The sequence below is a fragment of the Lacunisphaera limnophila genome (genome assembly GCF_001746835.1).
Classification (GTDB): Bacteria; Verrucomicrobiota; Verrucomicrobiia; order Opitutales; family Opitutaceae; genus Lacunisphaera; species Lacunisphaera limnophila.
In genome coordinates, this window is the sequence record NZ_CP016094.1 from 543417 (window position 1) to 557494 (window position 14078).

General features: G+C 66.3%; 17 protein-coding genes and 2 tRNA genes. 4 read left to right on the forward strand and 15 right to left on the reverse strand.

Translation table 11 applies throughout. The features are described 5' to 3' along the window. Window positions 1–87: 87 nt before the first annotated feature. The 13 genes from rplL to Verru16B_RS02455 all read right to left on the reverse strand — a co-directional run bounded on the left by rplL (window position 88) and on the right by Verru16B_RS02455 (window position 9226). Complete coding sequence (rplL, locus tag Verru16B_RS02395) at window positions 88–468, reverse strand: 50S ribosomal protein L7/L12 (RefSeq protein ID WP_069960792.1); 381 nt, start codon at window positions 466–468, stop codon at window positions 88–90. Window positions 469–587: 119 nt separating this feature from the next. Further along, window positions 588–1085, reverse strand: coding sequence for a 50S ribosomal protein L10 (gene rplJ / locus Verru16B_RS02400; RefSeq protein WP_069960793.1), 498 nt, complete (start codon window positions 1083–1085; stop codon window positions 588–590). A 13-nt stretch (window positions 1086–1098) separates the two neighbouring features. Beyond that, window positions 1099–1794, reverse strand: coding sequence for a 50S ribosomal protein L1 (gene rplA / locus Verru16B_RS02405; RefSeq protein ID WP_069960794.1), 696 nt, complete (start codon window positions 1792–1794; stop codon window positions 1099–1101). A 66-nt stretch (window positions 1795–1860) separates the two neighbouring features. After that, window positions 1861–2286: a 50S ribosomal protein L11 gene (gene rplK, locus Verru16B_RS02410; protein WP_069960795.1), complete on the reverse strand. Its 426-nt coding sequence runs from the start codon at window positions 2284–2286 to the stop codon at window positions 1861–1863. 41 nt (window positions 2287–2327) lie between these two features. Next, a complete protein-coding gene (gene nusG, locus Verru16B_RS02415; protein WP_069960796.1) occupies window positions 2328–2900 on the reverse strand; it encodes a transcription termination/antitermination protein NusG in 573 nt (190 codons plus the stop codon). Window positions 2901–2917: 17 nt separating this feature from the next. Beyond that, window positions 2918–3124 (reverse strand): preprotein translocase subunit SecE, encoded by a 207-nt coding sequence (gene secE, locus Verru16B_RS02420; RefSeq protein ID WP_069960797.1) that lies wholly within the window; start codon window positions 3122–3124, stop codon window positions 2918–2920. A 19-nt stretch (window positions 3125–3143) separates the two neighbouring features. Then, window positions 3144–3219: transfer RNA gene (locus tag Verru16B_RS02425), tRNA-Trp, on the reverse strand. Between the two features lie 81 nt (window positions 3220–3300). After that, window positions 3301–4491, reverse strand: coding sequence for an elongation factor Tu (gene tuf, locus Verru16B_RS02430; RefSeq protein WP_069960798.1), 1191 nt, complete (start codon window positions 4489–4491; stop codon window positions 3301–3303). 72 nt (window positions 4492–4563) lie between these two features. Then, window positions 4564–4639: transfer RNA gene (locus Verru16B_RS02435), tRNA-Thr, on the reverse strand. A gap of 92 nt (window positions 4640–4731) precedes the next feature. Further along, window positions 4732–5463 carry a hypothetical protein gene (locus tag Verru16B_RS02440; RefSeq protein WP_069960799.1) on the reverse strand — a complete coding sequence of 244 codons (732 nt, stop codon included), beginning with the start codon at window positions 5461–5463 and terminating at the stop codon, window positions 4732–4734. A gap of 13 nt (window positions 5464–5476) precedes the next feature. Next, complete coding sequence (locus tag Verru16B_RS02445; protein WP_069960800.1) at window positions 5477–5938, reverse strand: ExbD/TolR family protein; 462 nt, start codon at window positions 5936–5938, stop codon at window positions 5477–5479. Then, window positions 5935–6579 carry a MotA/TolQ/ExbB proton channel family protein gene (locus Verru16B_RS02450; RefSeq protein WP_069960801.1) on the reverse strand — a complete coding sequence of 215 codons (645 nt, stop codon included), beginning with the start codon at window positions 6577–6579 and terminating at the stop codon, window positions 5935–5937. Before Verru16B_RS02450 ends, Verru16B_RS02445 begins: the two co-directional genes overlap by 4 nt. 49 nt (window positions 6580–6628) lie before the next feature. Further along, window positions 6629–9226, reverse strand: coding sequence for a tetratricopeptide repeat protein (locus tag Verru16B_RS02455; RefSeq protein ID WP_157772134.1), 2598 nt, complete (start codon window positions 9224–9226; stop codon window positions 6629–6631). Window positions 9227–9384: 158 nt separating this feature from the next. Here Verru16B_RS02455 and Verru16B_RS02460 point away from each other — a divergent pair, with 158 nt between their 5' ends. The 3 genes from Verru16B_RS02460 to Verru16B_RS18620 all read left to right on the forward strand — a co-directional run bounded on the left by Verru16B_RS02460 (window position 9385) and on the right by Verru16B_RS18620 (window position 12340). Next, window positions 9385–9987 carry a LemA family protein gene (locus Verru16B_RS02460; RefSeq protein WP_069960803.1) on the forward strand — a complete coding sequence of 201 codons (603 nt, stop codon included), beginning with the start codon at window positions 9385–9387 and terminating at the stop codon, window positions 9985–9987. A 28-nt stretch (window positions 9988–10015) separates the two neighbouring features. After that, on the forward strand, window positions 10016–10210 hold the full coding sequence (locus Verru16B_RS02465) for a DUF4177 domain-containing protein (protein ID WP_069960804.1): 195 nt from the start codon (window positions 10016–10018) through the stop codon (window positions 10208–10210). Window positions 10211–10309: 99 nt separating this feature from the next. Then, window positions 10310–12340: a M48 family metallopeptidase gene (locus Verru16B_RS18620; protein ID WP_069960805.1), complete on the forward strand. Its 2031-nt coding sequence runs from the start codon at window positions 10310–10312 to the stop codon at window positions 12338–12340. A 6-nt stretch (window positions 12341–12346) separates the two neighbouring features. On the opposite strand, the gene Verru16B_RS02475 is transcribed toward Verru16B_RS18620, so the two are convergent. Next, window positions 12347–12649 (reverse strand): hypothetical protein, encoded by a 303-nt coding sequence (locus tag Verru16B_RS02475; protein WP_069960806.1) that lies wholly within the window; start codon window positions 12647–12649, stop codon window positions 12347–12349. 63 nt (window positions 12650–12712) lie between these two features. Here Verru16B_RS02475 and Verru16B_RS02480 point away from each other — a divergent pair, with 63 nt between their 5' ends. Then, window positions 12713–13126 (forward strand): SufE family protein, encoded by a 414-nt coding sequence (locus tag Verru16B_RS02480; RefSeq protein ID WP_069963563.1) that lies wholly within the window; start codon window positions 12713–12715, stop codon window positions 13124–13126. Window positions 13127–13132: 6 nt separating this feature from the next. On the opposite strand, the gene Verru16B_RS02485 is transcribed toward Verru16B_RS02480, so the two are convergent. Continuing rightward, complete coding sequence (locus Verru16B_RS02485; RefSeq protein WP_069963564.1) at window positions 13133–14029, reverse strand: LysR family transcriptional regulator; 897 nt, start codon at window positions 14027–14029, stop codon at window positions 13133–13135. Between the last annotated feature and the right edge of the window lie 49 nt (window positions 14030–14078).

Sequence of the window (14078 nt, forward strand, 5' to 3'; positions counted from 1 at the left end):
AAAGAACGAAAGCCGAAAGACAGGCCGCGGTTGGACGCGGCCTGTCTCGTAGAATCGAGCGGGTTGAAGCGGGTAAACGCCAAGCGGTTACTTGAGCTCCACCTTGGCGCCGGCGGCCTCGAGCTTCTTCTTGATGTCCTCGGCCTCGGCCTTGTTGACGCCTTCCTTGACGGGCTTCGGCGCGCCTTCCACCAGGTCCTTGGCTTCCTTGAGGCCCAGGCCGGTGATGGCGCGGACTTCCTTGATGGCGCCGATCTTGTTCGCGCCGGCCTCGACGAGGACGACGGTGAACTCGGTCTTCTCCTCGGCGGCGGCCGCGGGGGCGGCACCGGCGGCGGGGCCGGCGGCGACAGCCGCGGCGGCGGAAACGCCCCACTTCGCCTCGAGATCCTTCACGAGGGTGGCGAGTTCGAGGATCGGCTGGGCGGACAGCCATTCAATGACTTGGTCTTTGGTGATGTTGCTCATGGTATGTTCTCCTGAAGCGGCTAGCGGTCTCGAATGAGACGCGTTTAAGGGACGTATCCCCTAGCCTCTTCCTTGGATAGTTGCTTCCGGCCGGAGCCGGAAAATTTGGGTTGGATGGGTTAGGCGGCCGGAGCAGCGGGCTGCTCCTTCTTGACCTTGGCGTCGAGGACGCGGACGAAGGCGGCACCCTGCATGGTGAGGAGGCCGAGGAACATCGAGCGCAGCGCGTCGAAGGAAGGCAGATCGGCGAGCTTCGCCAGATCGGCGGCCGTCATCAGCTTCTTGTCGAGCACGCCGACCTTGACCTCGAGTTTCTGCTTTTCCTCGATGAACTTTTTCAGGGTCTTGGCGACGCCGGCGGGGTTCTTGCCGCCGACCACGACGGCCGTCTGGCCGGAGAGGGAGCCCTCGAGGTCGGGCAGGCCCATGGCCTTGGCCGCGACGCGGAAGGAGCTGTTCTTCACGACGTGGAACTCGGCCTTCTCGGGGGCCAGGCGCTTGCGCAGCTCGGCCGCGTCGGCGACGGTGAGTTTCGTGAAATTGGTCAGGATGACGTAGTCGGACTTCTTGAGGTGCCCGCTGACTTCATCGATCAGGTATTGTTTTTCTGCTCTCATGGTGCGGGGCTCCTTAGAATTTGTTGAACTCGGTGGACGCCAGCTTGACGCCGGGGCTCATGGACGAGGAGAGCGTGACGCTCTTGATGTAGTGGCCCTTGAACGCGGCCGGCTTGGCCTTGCCGATGGCCTCGAGGACCGCGGCGACGTTCTCGGAGATCTGGGCGGTGGTGAAGGAGCGCTTGCCGACGCCGACGCCGATGTTGGCGGTCTTGTCGACCTTGAACTCCACGCGGCCGGCCTTGACGGCCTTGATGCCGGCGGGGATGTCGTCGGTGACGGTGCCGGACTTCGGGTTGGGCATGAGGCCCTTGGGACCGAGGACGCGGGCGAGGGTGCGGACCTGCTTCATGGCCTCGGTGGTCGCGATCGCGACGTCGAAGTCGAGCCAGCCGGCGTTGATCTTGGTCATCAGCTCGGCGAGGCCGGCGTGATCGGCACCGGCGGCGAGGGCCTTGTCGGCATCGTCGGTGAAGACGATGACGCGGACCTTCTTGCCGGAACCGTTGGGCAGCGGCGTGGTGCCGCGGACCATCTGGTCGCCCTGGGCGGGATCAACCCCGAGGCGGAAGGACAGCTCGATGGTCTCATCGAACTTGGCCTTGGGGAACTTGGCGAGGATCTCCACCGCTTCGTTCAGGGGATACTCCTTGGTGAGGTCAGCGGCCTTGGCGGCGCTGTTGTAGCGTTTGCTGTGTTTGACGGGCATGTTGGACTCCTTGCGGTGCGAACGTCCGTGAGGACTCCCGCGGTGAGTTGCTGGGCTGGGTGAAAATTAGTCGACGACTTCGATGCCCATGTTGCGGGCGGTGCCGGCGATCATGCGGATGGCGGCCTCTTCGCTGTTGGCGTTGAGGTCGGCCTTCTTGAGTTTGATGATCTCGAGGATCTGCTTCTTCGTGACCTTGCCGACCTTGTCCATGTTGGGCTTGGCGGAACCGGAGGCGATGCCGGCGGCCTTCTTCAGGAGGACGGAAGCCGGGGGCGACTTCAGGATGAAGGTGAAGGATTTGTCGCTGTAGACGGTGATCACGACCGGGATGATCATGCCGTTCTGGTCCTTGGTCTTCGCGTTGAACTCCTTGCAGAAGCCCATGATGTTGACGCCTTGGGCGCCGAGGGCGGGACCGACCGGGGGCGCCGGATTGGCGGCACCGGCGGGGAGCTGGAGACGGACGTAACCTTGAATTTTCTTGGCCATGGTAAGGGAGGGTGGACTGGTTGGTGGTGAGGGCGGCTGGATCAGCTTTCAGAGGCGCGCTGGACCTGCCAGTATTCGAGTTCGACGGGCGTAAACCGACCGAAAATGGAGACGGAAATCTTGAGCTTGCCACGGGCGGGGTCGACCTCGTCGACGCGGCCGGTGAGGTTGGCGAAGGCGCCGTCCGTGATCTTGAGCTCCTCGCCCACCTCGAAGGTGACCTTGGGCACTTCCTTGCCGGTGGCGGCCTCGACGCGGGCCTTGATCTCGTCGATCTCGTTCTGCCGGAGCGCGGCGGGATGATCGCCGCCGACAAAGCCGATGACGCCCGAGGCGTCCTTCACGAAGTAGAAGGGCTTGATCATGACCTTCTTTTCCTCGTCGTAGAGGCACATGTTGATGAACACGTAGCCCGGGTAGAGCTTGCGCACCTTGGTGGACTTCTTGCCGTTCTTGACCTCGGAAACGATCTCGGTCGGCAGGAGCACCTCGTGCACCTGGTCGTCGAGCTCCTCGGCCTTCTTGAACTTCTCGATGTAGTTCTTCACCTTGTTCTCCTGGCCGGAGAGCGTGTGCAGGGCGAACCACTGGGCATTGGAAGTCTGGGTGGACATCGGGAACGAAGGGAAGGTTAACGGCTGACCCACTCAGTGACGGCGTTCACGACATTCAGCAGCGCGAAGTCGCTGACGCTCGTGAACAGGCCGAGCAGAAGGCACGCGACGATCACGACGATGGTCGAATCCTTGAGTTCGGACTTGGTCGGCCAGCTGGCTTTCTGCAACTCGCCAACGAGTTCGCTGAAGAAGAGGCGGGCGGAGCGGAAGGGATTGGCCATGTGATTTGTCGGGCGAAGGTGGCAGGGGCGGAGGGAATCGAACCCCCAACCAACGGTTTTGGAGACCGCTACTCTACCAATTGAGCTACACCCCTGTGGTTATTTCTTTTAGACGACACAGCCGGGACCCCCAAAGGGAGCCCCGGCAGCGTCGGTCTGAAGCTGGTTGAGGACGCTTATTCGGTGATCTCGGTGACACGACCGGCACCGATGGTGCGGCCGCCTTCCCGGATCGCGAACTTCTGGAGTTTCTCCATCGCGATGGGGGCGATGAGCTCGATGTCCACGGCGATGTTGTCGCCGGGCATGATCATCTCGACACCCTTCGGGAGGTTGACGACGCCCGTCACGTCCGTCGTGCGGAAGTAGAACTGGGGGCGGTAACCGTTGAAGAACGGCGTGTGGCGGCCACCCTCGTCCTTGGAGAGGACGTAGATTTCGGCCTTGGCCTTCTTGTGCGGGAGAATGGACTTCGGGGCGGCGATGACCTGGCCGCGCTCGATGCCTTCCTTGTCGATACCGCGGAGCAGGATGCCGACGTTGTCGCCCGCCTGGCCCTGATCGAGGAGCTTGCGGAACATCTCGATGCCGGTGACGACGGTGGTCGTCGTGTCCTTGAGGCCGACGATCTCAACGTTTTCGTTGAGCTTGACGATGCCACGCTCGATACGGCCCGTCGCGACGGTGCCGCGGCCGGTGATCGAGAAGACGTCCTCGACGGACATCAGGAAGGGCTTGTCGAGCTCGCGAGCGGGCTCGGCGATCTCGGAATCAAGGGCCTCCATGAGGGCCTGGATGGCGGCCTCGCCCTCCGGCTTGCCCTCGAGGGCGGCCGTGGCGGAACCGCGGATGATCTTGGCGGCCTTGCCGTCAAACTGGTACTTGGTGAGGAGATCGCGGATTTCCTCTTCGACGAGCTCGAGGAGGTCCGGGTCGTCGATGAGGTCGACCTTGTTAAGGAAGACGACCAGCTTCGGCACGCCGACCTGGCGGGCCAGGAGGATGTGCTCGCGGGTCTGGGGCATCGGGCCGTCAGCGGCGGAGACCACGAGGATGCCACCGTCCATCTGGGCGGCGCCGGTGATCATGTTCTTGACGAAGTCGGCGTGGCCGGGGCAGTCGACGTGCGCGTAGTGGCGCTTGTCGGACTCGTACTCCACGTGGGCGACCGAGATCGTGACGATCTTGGAGGCGTCACGGACGGTGCCACCCTTGGCGATGTCGGCGTAGGTCTTGACCTCGGCCAGACCCTTGCGGGCCTGGACGGCGAGAATCGAGGTGGTCAGCGTGGTCTTGCCGTGATCGACGTGACCGATCGTGCCGACGTTGACGTGCGGCTTCTTGCGTTCGAATGTTCCTTTAGCCATGTGGAGTAGTGGTTTTGGTTAGGTATTGAAGTGGTTGATCTTGATTAACGTCGGAGATCACCGACGTCGCCCTGGAGCCCAGAACCGGATTCGAACCGGCGACCTCGTCCTTACCAAGAACGTGCTCTACCAACTGAGCTATCTGGGCAGACCAAGTCACTGGCAAAAAACAAAGAGAACGACGAAGAAACGATTCCGGAAAAGGACCGTCAACTAGATTTTGTGCGAATTGGCAGATTTCTATGCCCCCACCACCACGCGATACCGTCCGGGAGGCAGTCTTTCGCCCAAATGGTAAGACCGGACCAGGTAATTCCGGAAAAAGCCATCCACCTCATCCCACCCCGAACCACCGGTCAGAATGAGGTCACCAATCAAACCGGCATTGCCTACCACCACGAGAAATTCCACAGGGGCGTAATCCGAGCGCGGTGGCTGAATTCCTGTAAGTGATTGTAAAAGAATAGCTTTACCACTTTTCAATTCACGTATCTCGAGAAATCCAGACCGGACAGCCAGCGTGGACTGCGGCCGGTCTATCTGGCCCATGCCGGCAAATGGCGCCTCATTCCCCTGCACCAGGACATCCGCCAGCTTCTCCGGTACCGGCGCCAGCTCCAAACCGTAGGGCGCGATGGCCTGCTCGCTGACGGTCAGTTTGGGATCAAAGCTCCCAAAAACCTCCCCGGGCAGTCTTTGGCGCGCCTGACTGAGTGGGGTTTGGCCATAATTCCACTGGGTCGGGAAAAACAACGGCGTCGGATCGAGCAGTTCCGCCCGCTCCTGCAATATGCGATCGTCACTGGTGGTGCCCGCGCCCGCCAACTGCACGAAGGGCGACGCCGTCGTCGCACGCACGGGCGGCGGGACCGGCTTGCTCTGCAGCCACCAGCCCCAGGCCCCCACCCCAGCCAAACCCGTGATGAGGCCGACCCATACCCGCCGCTTGATGCTGAACCGGGACTGCGTCATCGCGGCAGCCCCCTCAACGGGGAGCGGTCACAGGGGTCTGCTCAGCGGCGAGGAGCACATTGGCAAAGCCTACGGCCCGCGCCATCTCGCACAGGTCCAGAATGGCCTGCATGGAAACCTGCGCATCGGATCGCACGAGCATCACCGCCCCCGGGTGCTTCTCCGCATAAGCGGCCATGTGCGTCCGCAATTCCTTCAGATCGTACATGCCACCCTCGAACAGGATCACCTTGTCGCGGCGGTAACTCACCACCACCGAAGCCGGGCCCGCCCCGGCCTCGGCCCCGCTGATCTGGGGCAGCGCCAGCGTGCCTTCGTTGCCGAGCCCGACCGCCAGCCCGGGCGCCAGCACGAAGCGGGAGCCGAGCAGGCCGAAAAACAGCGCGATCAGCCCCACGTTCACCCACGCAAAAAAATCCAGGTCGCGCGGCGCCGGACTGAGTCGCGACTGCAGCTCCAGCGGTTGCGTGATCATGGCGCCCGCCCCCCGTCCTTGCGGTGATCGAGGGAGAGATACCGCAGCAGTTCGTTCCCGACCCATTCCATGTCCTGCACCAGGGCCCGGACGCGGCCCGCCAGAAAATGCCGCCCCAAATGGGCGGGGATCGCCACCACCAACCCCGCCGCGGCGGTGAGCAAGGCCTCCCACATGCCGCCAGCCAGCGCCTGCGGGGTAGCGTAGCTTCCGCCTTGGTTAAAGTACCAGAAGGTCTGGATCATGCCGAGCAGCGTGCCCAACAGGCCGAGGAGCGGGGCGATCTGCGCGATCGCTGCGAGCGAACTGATCCGCCTTTCCAGCACCGGCAGCTCGGCCAGCGCCGCTTCCTGCACGGCAAAGCGCATCGCCGGCTCGTCGTCCTGGGCATGGCGCAGGCCGGCCTTCACCAGCTTGGCCACGGGGCCGGGCGTTTCCTCGCACAGCGTGAGCGCCTCCATCAGTCGGTCCTTCTGCAGGAGATTCTTGATGCCGTTGAGGAATTCCGTCGAGCGGATCTGCCCGCGGTGCAGGAAGAGCGCACGCTCCACGAACACCACGAGCGCGGTCACCCCGAGCGCCACCAGCAGCCACATCACCGGGCCGCCGCGGACAAACACACTGTAACTGAAGGCTGTCATGCGAGTGCGCGCATCATGCGAGGGCGCTTCCGGTCGTCCATGCCAAAGCTCATGGCCCCGTCCCTCCGGTCGCCCGGAAACGGGCCAGCTTGGCCTGCGCCATCGCGGCGCCGCCCAGCTTGTTGTCCACGACCAGCTGGTAGGCGCGCTGCGCCTCGTCGAGCCGCCCCGCCTCCTCATGGATCTGCGCCAGCTCGATCAGGGACTTCGACAGCCAGTAGCGCCCCTTGGCCCCGAGCGTCGCGGCGGCGGTGGGCTCCAGCAGAAAGCCTTGCACCACCCCCCAGAACACGGTCTGCGCCCGGTCCGGCTGGCCGCGTTTGGCCAAGGCATAACCCCACTTGAAACCCGCCTCCATCCGCAGGTCCGGCGGCGCCGAGGGCAGGTCGCGCAACCGCTCGTAGATGGCCACGGCGCTCGCATGGTTCGAGACGTTGTTCGCCCCCTGGGCCAGCAGGCTGTCGGCCAGCGCCAGCTGGGCCAGCAATTCATCGGGGTGGCCCGCGTAATTGTTCAGCAGATATTCGTAGACAAGGCGCGCATTCGGAAAATCGTTCAGCTTGCGGAACAGGTCGCCCTGTTTCAGCCGGGCTTGGAAGACCAGGTCATCCGTGGGATAGCTCGTGATCAGCCGCTCCAACAGTTTGCTGGCTTCCTCGAGCTGTCGGTTCAGCCCCTGGCGCTCGAGGATCAGCGCCGCCTGGTAGAGCGCGAGCGGCGCGTACTCGCTTTTGGCGTAATCCTTCGTGTCGACGAAATCGATCAGCACACGCTGGGCGGCCGCCAGATCGCCCCGCTCCGAGAGGTGCCCGGCCTGCACCAGGTAGGAATACTGCGCGGCCAGAGTGTCCCGGAAATCCGCGCGCAGTCCGTCCAGCACCGCGAGTCCCTCCGGATCGCGGCCCAGGGTCAGCAGCGCCTGGGCCTTCAGCAACCGGGTGGTGCTGGTCACGTTGTCACGCAGGGCGACCTCCAGCCCGGTGGCCGACTGCAACGCCGTCAGCAACTCGTCGGTCAGGCGCAACGCCGTCTCGGCCTCGAGGTTGTCGTACGCGAGCCGCGCGCGGAGCCACTGCAACCGGATGCGCAGCTCCGGCGGCACGCCTTCCGCCCCGGTCGCCAGCAGACGTTCCACCCGGGCATAGGCGGCCGGCGCCTGGCCGCGCACTTGCATTTCCCGCACCAGGTTCCACTCGGCCTGCCAGCGGCTCACCGCGTCGAAGGCCGGCTCCGCCGCGGCTTCGTCCAGCTGGCTGGCGGCGGCTTCGAGCCGGTCGGCGCGGATCTCCGCCAGCACGCGCTGGAAGATCAGGATGCCCGCGGGCGCGGCCAGCGGCGCCTCCCGCAGCGCCGCGTCATAGGCGTCGGCCGCATTGCGATAATCCTCGGCGCGGAAAAACGCCTCCGCCAGCAACACCGCCAGCTCGGCGCGCTCCCGGCCCGGCGGCAACACCGCGCGCAGTTGCGCAATCACGTCGGCCGCCGTGCGATAGCGTTTCAGGTCCCACGCCACCGCCAGCCGCACGCCCAGCGCCTGGGCCTTCAGCGTCGTGGCGGGATAATTCTCCAGCAACCGCCGCGCGTCGTCCTCGGCGGGCGTGTATTCCTTGTCCTCCAGCGCCGACTGCGCGCGCACCAGCAGCAGGTCCTCGATGATCGGGCTGGTCGGGAGGGCGGCGATGCGCTCGCTCAGGTCGCGGCGCAGCTGCTCGCGCTCCGCCGGCGTCTTCGCGCCGCGGACCAGCAATTGCAGCGCCAGCCGGCGCGTCTCGGGCCGCTGCGCGTCGCGCAGCAGTTGGCGGAAGGCGTTCCGGCCCTCCTCGCTGCCCTCCCCAGCGATCAGGCCGAGCATGAGGCGCAGCTGGTCCCCGGCGTCGCGTTCGGTGGCGGGCAGCACGTTGAGCTGGCGCTTGAGCTCGGCTTGCGCCTCAGCCGAACGGCCCAGTTCCGCGAGAGCGGCCGCATAGGTCCGCACCGCCGTGTAGCCGGTGCGCGTGCCTTGAAAACGTTCCATGTTGCCGCGCAGCGTCGCCAGCTGCGCCTCGTTGGCCTGGCCCGAACCCAGGCGCGCCTGCTCCTGGCCCAGCACGAAACGGGCGCGCTGCAGGTCCGACACCGCGGCGCTGACCGCCTGCGCATAGAGGCCGTTCGCGCGCACGATGTCTCCCTCGGCATCGGTCACACTCGCTTCCAGGAAATACCACCAGCCGCGATCGGCCGCCGGCAGCTCTTCCACCTTGCCCGCGGCCAGCGCGGCGCGGGCCTGGGCCGGGCGGCGCGTCGTGATGGCCAGCAGCCCCACGCGCAACTGGTAGGCGCTGTTGAAGGGACCCGGGTAGGCTTGCAACACCTCGGCCGCCGGCGCGAGTTCCCCCGCGTCCAGCAGGGCCGTGACCAACGCCAGCATCACCCGCGGCCGGGTTTCGGCCGGCAGGCCCGGATCCGCGAGCAACTCGCGATAAAGAACTGTCGCCGTGGCGGGAAAGCCGGACTGCAAGGCCCGGTCCGCCCGGTTCTCCGTCACGATCCAGCCGCCCGGCACCGTTTGCGCGGCCACGCTCGCCGTCACCAGCGGACTCGTATCCGCCACCTGGGCCGTGAGCCGGCCGGCGGACAGGACCAGCGACAGGAAAATAAGGGTGCGCACCGGCATCATCATGAAGCACCTCATCGTGCGTCCGCTCCCACCCGCTGGCAAGCGCCGCCTGCTCCAAAGTTGCCGGAGCCGTGTAAGAGGAAATTACTCGCACCATTCTCGGCCTTGCGTCAGAAAAACCGCCGTTCGGTTCAACCCATCCCTCCTCCATGAGTATCGTCCTCATCCTGCTTGTTGTCCTCGGTGGCACCGCCCTGCTTGTCGGTTTCTGGCTGATCGGCGCCTACAACGGCCTCGTCACCCTTCGCAACCGCTTCAAAAACGCCTTCGCCCAGATCGATGTGCAGCTGAAGCGCCGCTATGATCTGATCCCGAACCTCGTCGAGGTTGCCAAGGGCTACCTGAAGCACGAGAGCGGCACGCTCGAGGCCGTCATCGCCGCCCGCAACACCGCCTATGCCGCCTCCAAGGCCGCCGCCGCCAACCCGGCCGATGCCACCGCCATGCAGGGCCTGCTCGCCGCCGAGTCCGGTTTGGGCGGCGCGCTCTCCCGCCTGATGGTCGTCTCCGAGGCCTACCCCGACCTCAAGGCCAACCAGAACATGATGCAGCTCACCGAGGAGATGACCTCGACCGAGAACAAGATCTCCTTCGCCCGCCAAGCCTACAACGACGCCGTCACCAGCTACAACACGAAGCGCGAACTCTTCCCCACCAGCCTGATCGCCGGGATCTTCAACTTTGCCGAGGCCGCCCTCTTCCAGATCGAGAACGCCACCGAGCGCGAGGCGCCGAAGGTGAAGTTCACCTGAGCAGCCGGCCTCGGCCGCGCAGCGTTACATGAAGTGGGAATACAAGACCATCAAGCTCCGGGCCACCGGCTTCATCGGCGGAAAACTCGATGAGGTCCAGTTTGACCGCATGATGAACGATCTCGGCCTGCAGGGATGGGAACTGACCGCCGCCTTCGACACCAACGAAGCCTATGGCAACACCCGGGACGTGGTAGCCATCTTCAAACGGCCCATGGGCTGAGCTGTCGAAAAGCCGGCACGTAACCCGGTTCCTCTTGTTCATGGAAATTCCCCACCACCCTCTGCCCGTCGCCGCCGGCGAGCGGGCTTGAGCCCGAACATGGACTTCTTTGAAGCCCAGGACCGCGCCCGCCGCCGCTCTAAGCGGCTCGTCCTCCTGTTCGCCCTCGCGCTGCTCGGCACCATCTTCGCCAGCTACGCGGCCGCCCTCGGGGTCATCAACCTCTCGGGCCGGGCCCAGGCGGCGCAACGGGAATACCAGCGCAATGGGCCCGCCGCCCGCTGGCCCACGGGCGGATTCCCGCACCCGTGGTGGGACCTGCGGCTCTTTCTCGCCGTCGCCGGCGGCACGCTCGGGGTGGTGGGCGTGGCCTCACTCTACAAGTGGTCTCAGATGCGCCACGGCGGTGCCGCCGTGGCCGAGATGGTCGGCGGCCGTGCCGTGGCCCCCACCTCCACCGACCTGCGCGAACGCCGCCTCCTCAACGTCGTCGAGGAAATGGCCATCGCCTCGGGCATCCCGATGCCCGCCGTGTATATCCTCGATGACGAACCCGGCCTCAACGCCTTCGCCGCCGGCCTCACCACGGCCGACGCCGCCGTCGCCGTCACGCGCGGCACGCTCGACAAGCTCACCCGCGACGAGCTGCAGGGGGTCATCGCGCACGAATTCAGCCACATCCTCAACGGTGACATGCGGCTCAACGTCCGCATCACCGCCATCATCTTTGGCATCCTCGTCATCGGCCTGCTCGGCCGCGGCATCCTCAGCGGCCTGTTCCGGGGCCGCGTGCGCACGGGCGGCGGCGACAAGAACAAGGGCGGCGGGCTCGCGCTGCTCCTCGCGGTCGGTCTGGCTCTGCTGATCATCGGCTACATCGGCTACTTCTTCGGCCGCCTGATCCAAGCCGCCGTCTCGCGGCAGCGCGAATTTCTCGCCGACGCCTCCGCGGTGCAGTTCACCCGCAACCCGCTCGGCCTCGGCGGCGCCCTCAAGAAGATCGGCGGCTACGCGCTCGGCGGCACGATGCTCAACAACCACGCCGGCGAGATCGGCCACTTCTTCATCGCGCAGGCTTTCCGCTCGAACTTCGGCGGCCTGTGGGCCACCCACCCGCCCCTCGATGAGCGCATCCGCGCCGTCGAACCCGGCTGGGACGGCCAGCTGTTCGACCCGCCCGCGGTCGTGGACATCCAGCGCGAATCCTTCGCCACCGCGGGTTTCGGCGGCGGCACCCGCTACTCAGCCGAGGAAACGCTGCAACGCATCCACGAAGCCCCGGTGGAACTGCCCCCGCCGGCGCCGACCCAGCGCATCGCCTTTCAACCCGCCAAGGCCGTGGCCGACATCGGCTCGCTCACCGACGCCCATTTCCGCCACGCCGTCCTCCTCCTTGAGAACATCCCCGCGCGGCTGCGCGACGCCGTGCGTGATCCGGCCGCGGCCCAGATCGTCGTCTACGGCTTGCTGCTCAACGGCGACAAGGCCGCGCGCGATACCCAGCAGGCCCTCGTCGCGCAACACGCGGGCCCGGCGGCGGCCACCCAGCTCGCCGGCTACCGCTCGGCCCTGAGCGTGCTCGATCCCGCCGCGCGTCTGCCACTCCTTCAGCTCGCCCTGCCCGCGCTGCGCTCGCTGGATGCCGCGGGCCTCGACCGGTTTGCCACGGTGCTCGACGAACTGGTCCACGCCGACGCCCAGGTCACCCCCTTCGAATACGCCCTGCAGAAAATGCTGCTCAGCCAGCTCCGGCTCGCGCAAGCCCCGAGCCAGTCCGTGCAGTTCGACTCCTTCCCGGCGGTCGCGCGTGAGATCGCCGTCGTGCTCTCCGCCCTGGCCCATTTTTCCCCCACGGCCTCCGCCGCCGCGTTTGCGGCCGGCGCCACCCAGCTGCCGCTGCTCGCGGGCCGGCTCACCCTGCTGGAACCGGCCGCCTGCGGCCTCGAGCAAGTCGACGCCGCGCTGGACAAACTCGCCGTCTGCTCCCTCCCGATCAAAAAACGCCTCGTCGTCGCCGCGGCCCATGTCATCGGCAGCGACGGCACGATCAGCGCCGAGGAGGGCGAACTCTACCGCGCGCTCGCCGCCACCCTCGACCTGCCGATGCCGCACCTCGGTGCGGCCGCCTGAGCGGGCTCAGTGCTTGATCTGGTTGATCACGACCGCCAGCACCAGCGAACCCACGATCAGGCCGCGCGCCCAGGCCTTCCGCTTCGCCTCGTCCGGCACGATGCGATCCTCGCGCTTCGCGAGCGCCATGAAAAAAAATCCCGGTACCACCAGCACGTAAAGCCAGTGCACCCCCAGCCAGGTCAGCAGCCGGCCGAATTCCTCCGACAACGGCCAGCCCAGCACGAAGGTGGCGAACAGCAGCGCGAAGGTGACGCTGTTGCCCTTGAACCCCCGCCAGAGCCAGGAAATCGCGAACGGATTGTCCATTCGCCAGTGGAGCAAAACCGCCCCGCGCTTGCAAGCCGCCCGCAGTCTCGCACCCTCGGCCGGGTGACCCTCGCCGAAAAACAGCAGCAGATGATCGAGGACCTCGCCCTGATCGAGGACCCGCAGGAACGCCTCTCCGCCATCGTGGACCGCGCCCGGAAACGTCCCGCGCTGCCGGAGGCCGAACGCACCGAGGCCCACCGCGTCCAGGGCTGTATCTCGCAGGCCTGGGTCGTGGGCGAGATGCGCGACGGCACCTGCCACTTCCGCTCCGACGCCGATTCCCCGCTCGTGCGCGGCCTCCTGGCCCTGCTGTGCGATTTCTACAGCGCGGCCGCGCCGGCCGACGTGGCCGCCACCGAGCCCGAGCTTTTCGAGAAACTGGGCCTCGCCCGCAACCTCACCCCCACGCGCCTCAACGGCCTGCGCAGCGTGCGCGCCCGGATCCGCGACTACGCCGCCGCCCAGGGGCGTTGACCGATCCTACTCCCCGCATACCCAGTCCGGCCAGGTCGCCTGTGCGTAGGCCCGCACGCTGTCGATCGCGGCCTGCACCAACGGCGACGGCTCGCCCCGCCACAACGCGCCCATCGTCACGGGCGCAAAGCCCGCGAGGGGCAGGAGGCGCACCTCGCGCGACTTCGCCTTGGGGTTCACCAACACATTGAGGCCGATGCCATCGCCATTGGCCACATACCGGGTCACGAGATCGAGCGAGGTCACCTCGATGACGTTGCGCCAAGTGACCCCCCGCTTCTGCAGCGTGGCGAAAAAGTCCCTGGTGATGCCCGTGCTCGCCGGCAGGCAGATCAGTGGCTCGGTGATCTTCTTCCGGGCCCACAGCTCCGCGGCCGACTTGAGCGGCGACTTCAGCGGCACCTGCAACATCAGCGGCACGCTGGCGAATCGTGTCTGCTTCAGCCCCGCCGGGGCCTTGGCATAGACCGGCGCGAACACCACGTCGGCGTGGCCGTTGCGCAGCCACGTCTCGGCCTCCGCCTGGAAGCCGAGGGTGCGCAGGCTGAGTTTCAACTTCGGGAAACGCGTGCGGAGCCGCCGCATCACACCGGGCAGATGGTCGCGCAGGACCATCTCGGCCCCGCCGATCCGCAGTTCGGGACCCGCCGCCTCCTGCAGCTCCGCCGCCAGCGGGGCCAGGCCCTCGAAGAACGGCTGCACGTGGTCGAAGAGCCGCTCGCCCGCCGCCGTTAGCCGGAACGGGCTCCGCTCAAACAGCCGCACCCCCAGGTCCTTCTCCAGCTTGCCCACCTGGCCGCTGACTGCCGGCTGCTGGATGCCATACGGGATCTTCCGCACCGCCGCACTGATGCCGCCATGCTTCGCCACGTAGTAGAACAGCTCGAGGTGATGGACGTTCATGCCGGGCCCGAGGAAGCCCGGAACCCCGGCGCCGCGCCACATCAAAAAA

What these genes read in the sequence shown, in the direction of transcription:
- rplA (WP_069960794.1), bottom strand. Translation starts at nt 1,794, where the DNA reads ATGCCCGTCAAACACAGCAAACGCTACAACAGCGCCGCCAAGGCCGCT.
- Verru16B_RS18620 (WP_069960805.1), top strand. Translation starts at nt 10,310, where the DNA reads ATGGACTTCTTTGAAGCCCAGGACCGCGCCCGCCGCCGCTCTAAGCGG.
- secE (WP_069960797.1), bottom strand. Translation starts at nt 3,124, where the DNA reads ATGGCCAATCCCTTCCGCTCCGCCCGCCTCTTCTTCAGCGAACTCGTT.
- nusG (WP_069960796.1), bottom strand. Translation starts at nt 2,900, where the DNA reads ATGTCCACCCAGACTTCCAATGCCCAGTGGTTCGCCCTGCACACGCTC.
- Verru16B_RS02445 (WP_069960800.1), bottom strand. Translation starts at nt 5,938, where the DNA reads ATGATCACGCAACCGCTGGAGCTGCAGTCGCGACTCAGTCCGGCGCCG.
- Verru16B_RS02440 (WP_069960799.1), bottom strand. Translation starts at nt 5,463, where the DNA reads ATGACGCAGTCCCGGTTCAGCATCAAGCGGCGGGTATGGGTCGGCCTC.
- Verru16B_RS02450 (WP_069960801.1), bottom strand. Translation starts at nt 6,579, where the DNA reads ATGACAGCCTTCAGTTACAGTGTGTTTGTCCGCGGCGGCCCGGTGATG.
- tuf (WP_069960798.1), bottom strand. Translation starts at nt 4,491, where the DNA reads ATGGCTAAAGGAACATTCGAACGCAAGAAGCCGCACGTCAACGTCGGC.
- Verru16B_RS02465 (WP_069960804.1), top strand. Translation starts at nt 10,016, where the DNA reads ATGAAGTGGGAATACAAGACCATCAAGCTCCGGGCCACCGGCTTCATC.
- rplL (WP_069960792.1), bottom strand. Translation starts at nt 468, where the DNA reads ATGAGCAACATCACCAAAGACCAAGTCATTGAATGGCTGTCCGCCCAG.
- Verru16B_RS02460 (WP_069960803.1), top strand. Translation starts at nt 9,385, where the DNA reads ATGAGTATCGTCCTCATCCTGCTTGTTGTCCTCGGTGGCACCGCCCTG.
- Verru16B_RS02475 (WP_069960806.1), bottom strand. Translation starts at nt 12,649, where the DNA reads ATGGACAATCCGTTCGCGATTTCCTGGCTCTGGCGGGGGTTCAAGGGC.
- rplK (WP_069960795.1), bottom strand. Translation starts at nt 2,286, where the DNA reads ATGGCCAAGAAAATTCAAGGTTACGTCCGTCTCCAGCTCCCCGCCGGT.
- rplJ (WP_069960793.1), bottom strand. Translation starts at nt 1,085, where the DNA reads ATGAGAGCAGAAAAACAATACCTGATCGATGAAGTCAGCGGGCACCTC.
- Verru16B_RS02485 (WP_069963564.1), bottom strand. Translation starts at nt 14,029, where the DNA reads ATGAACGTCCATCACCTCGAGCTGTTCTACTACGTGGCGAAGCATGGC.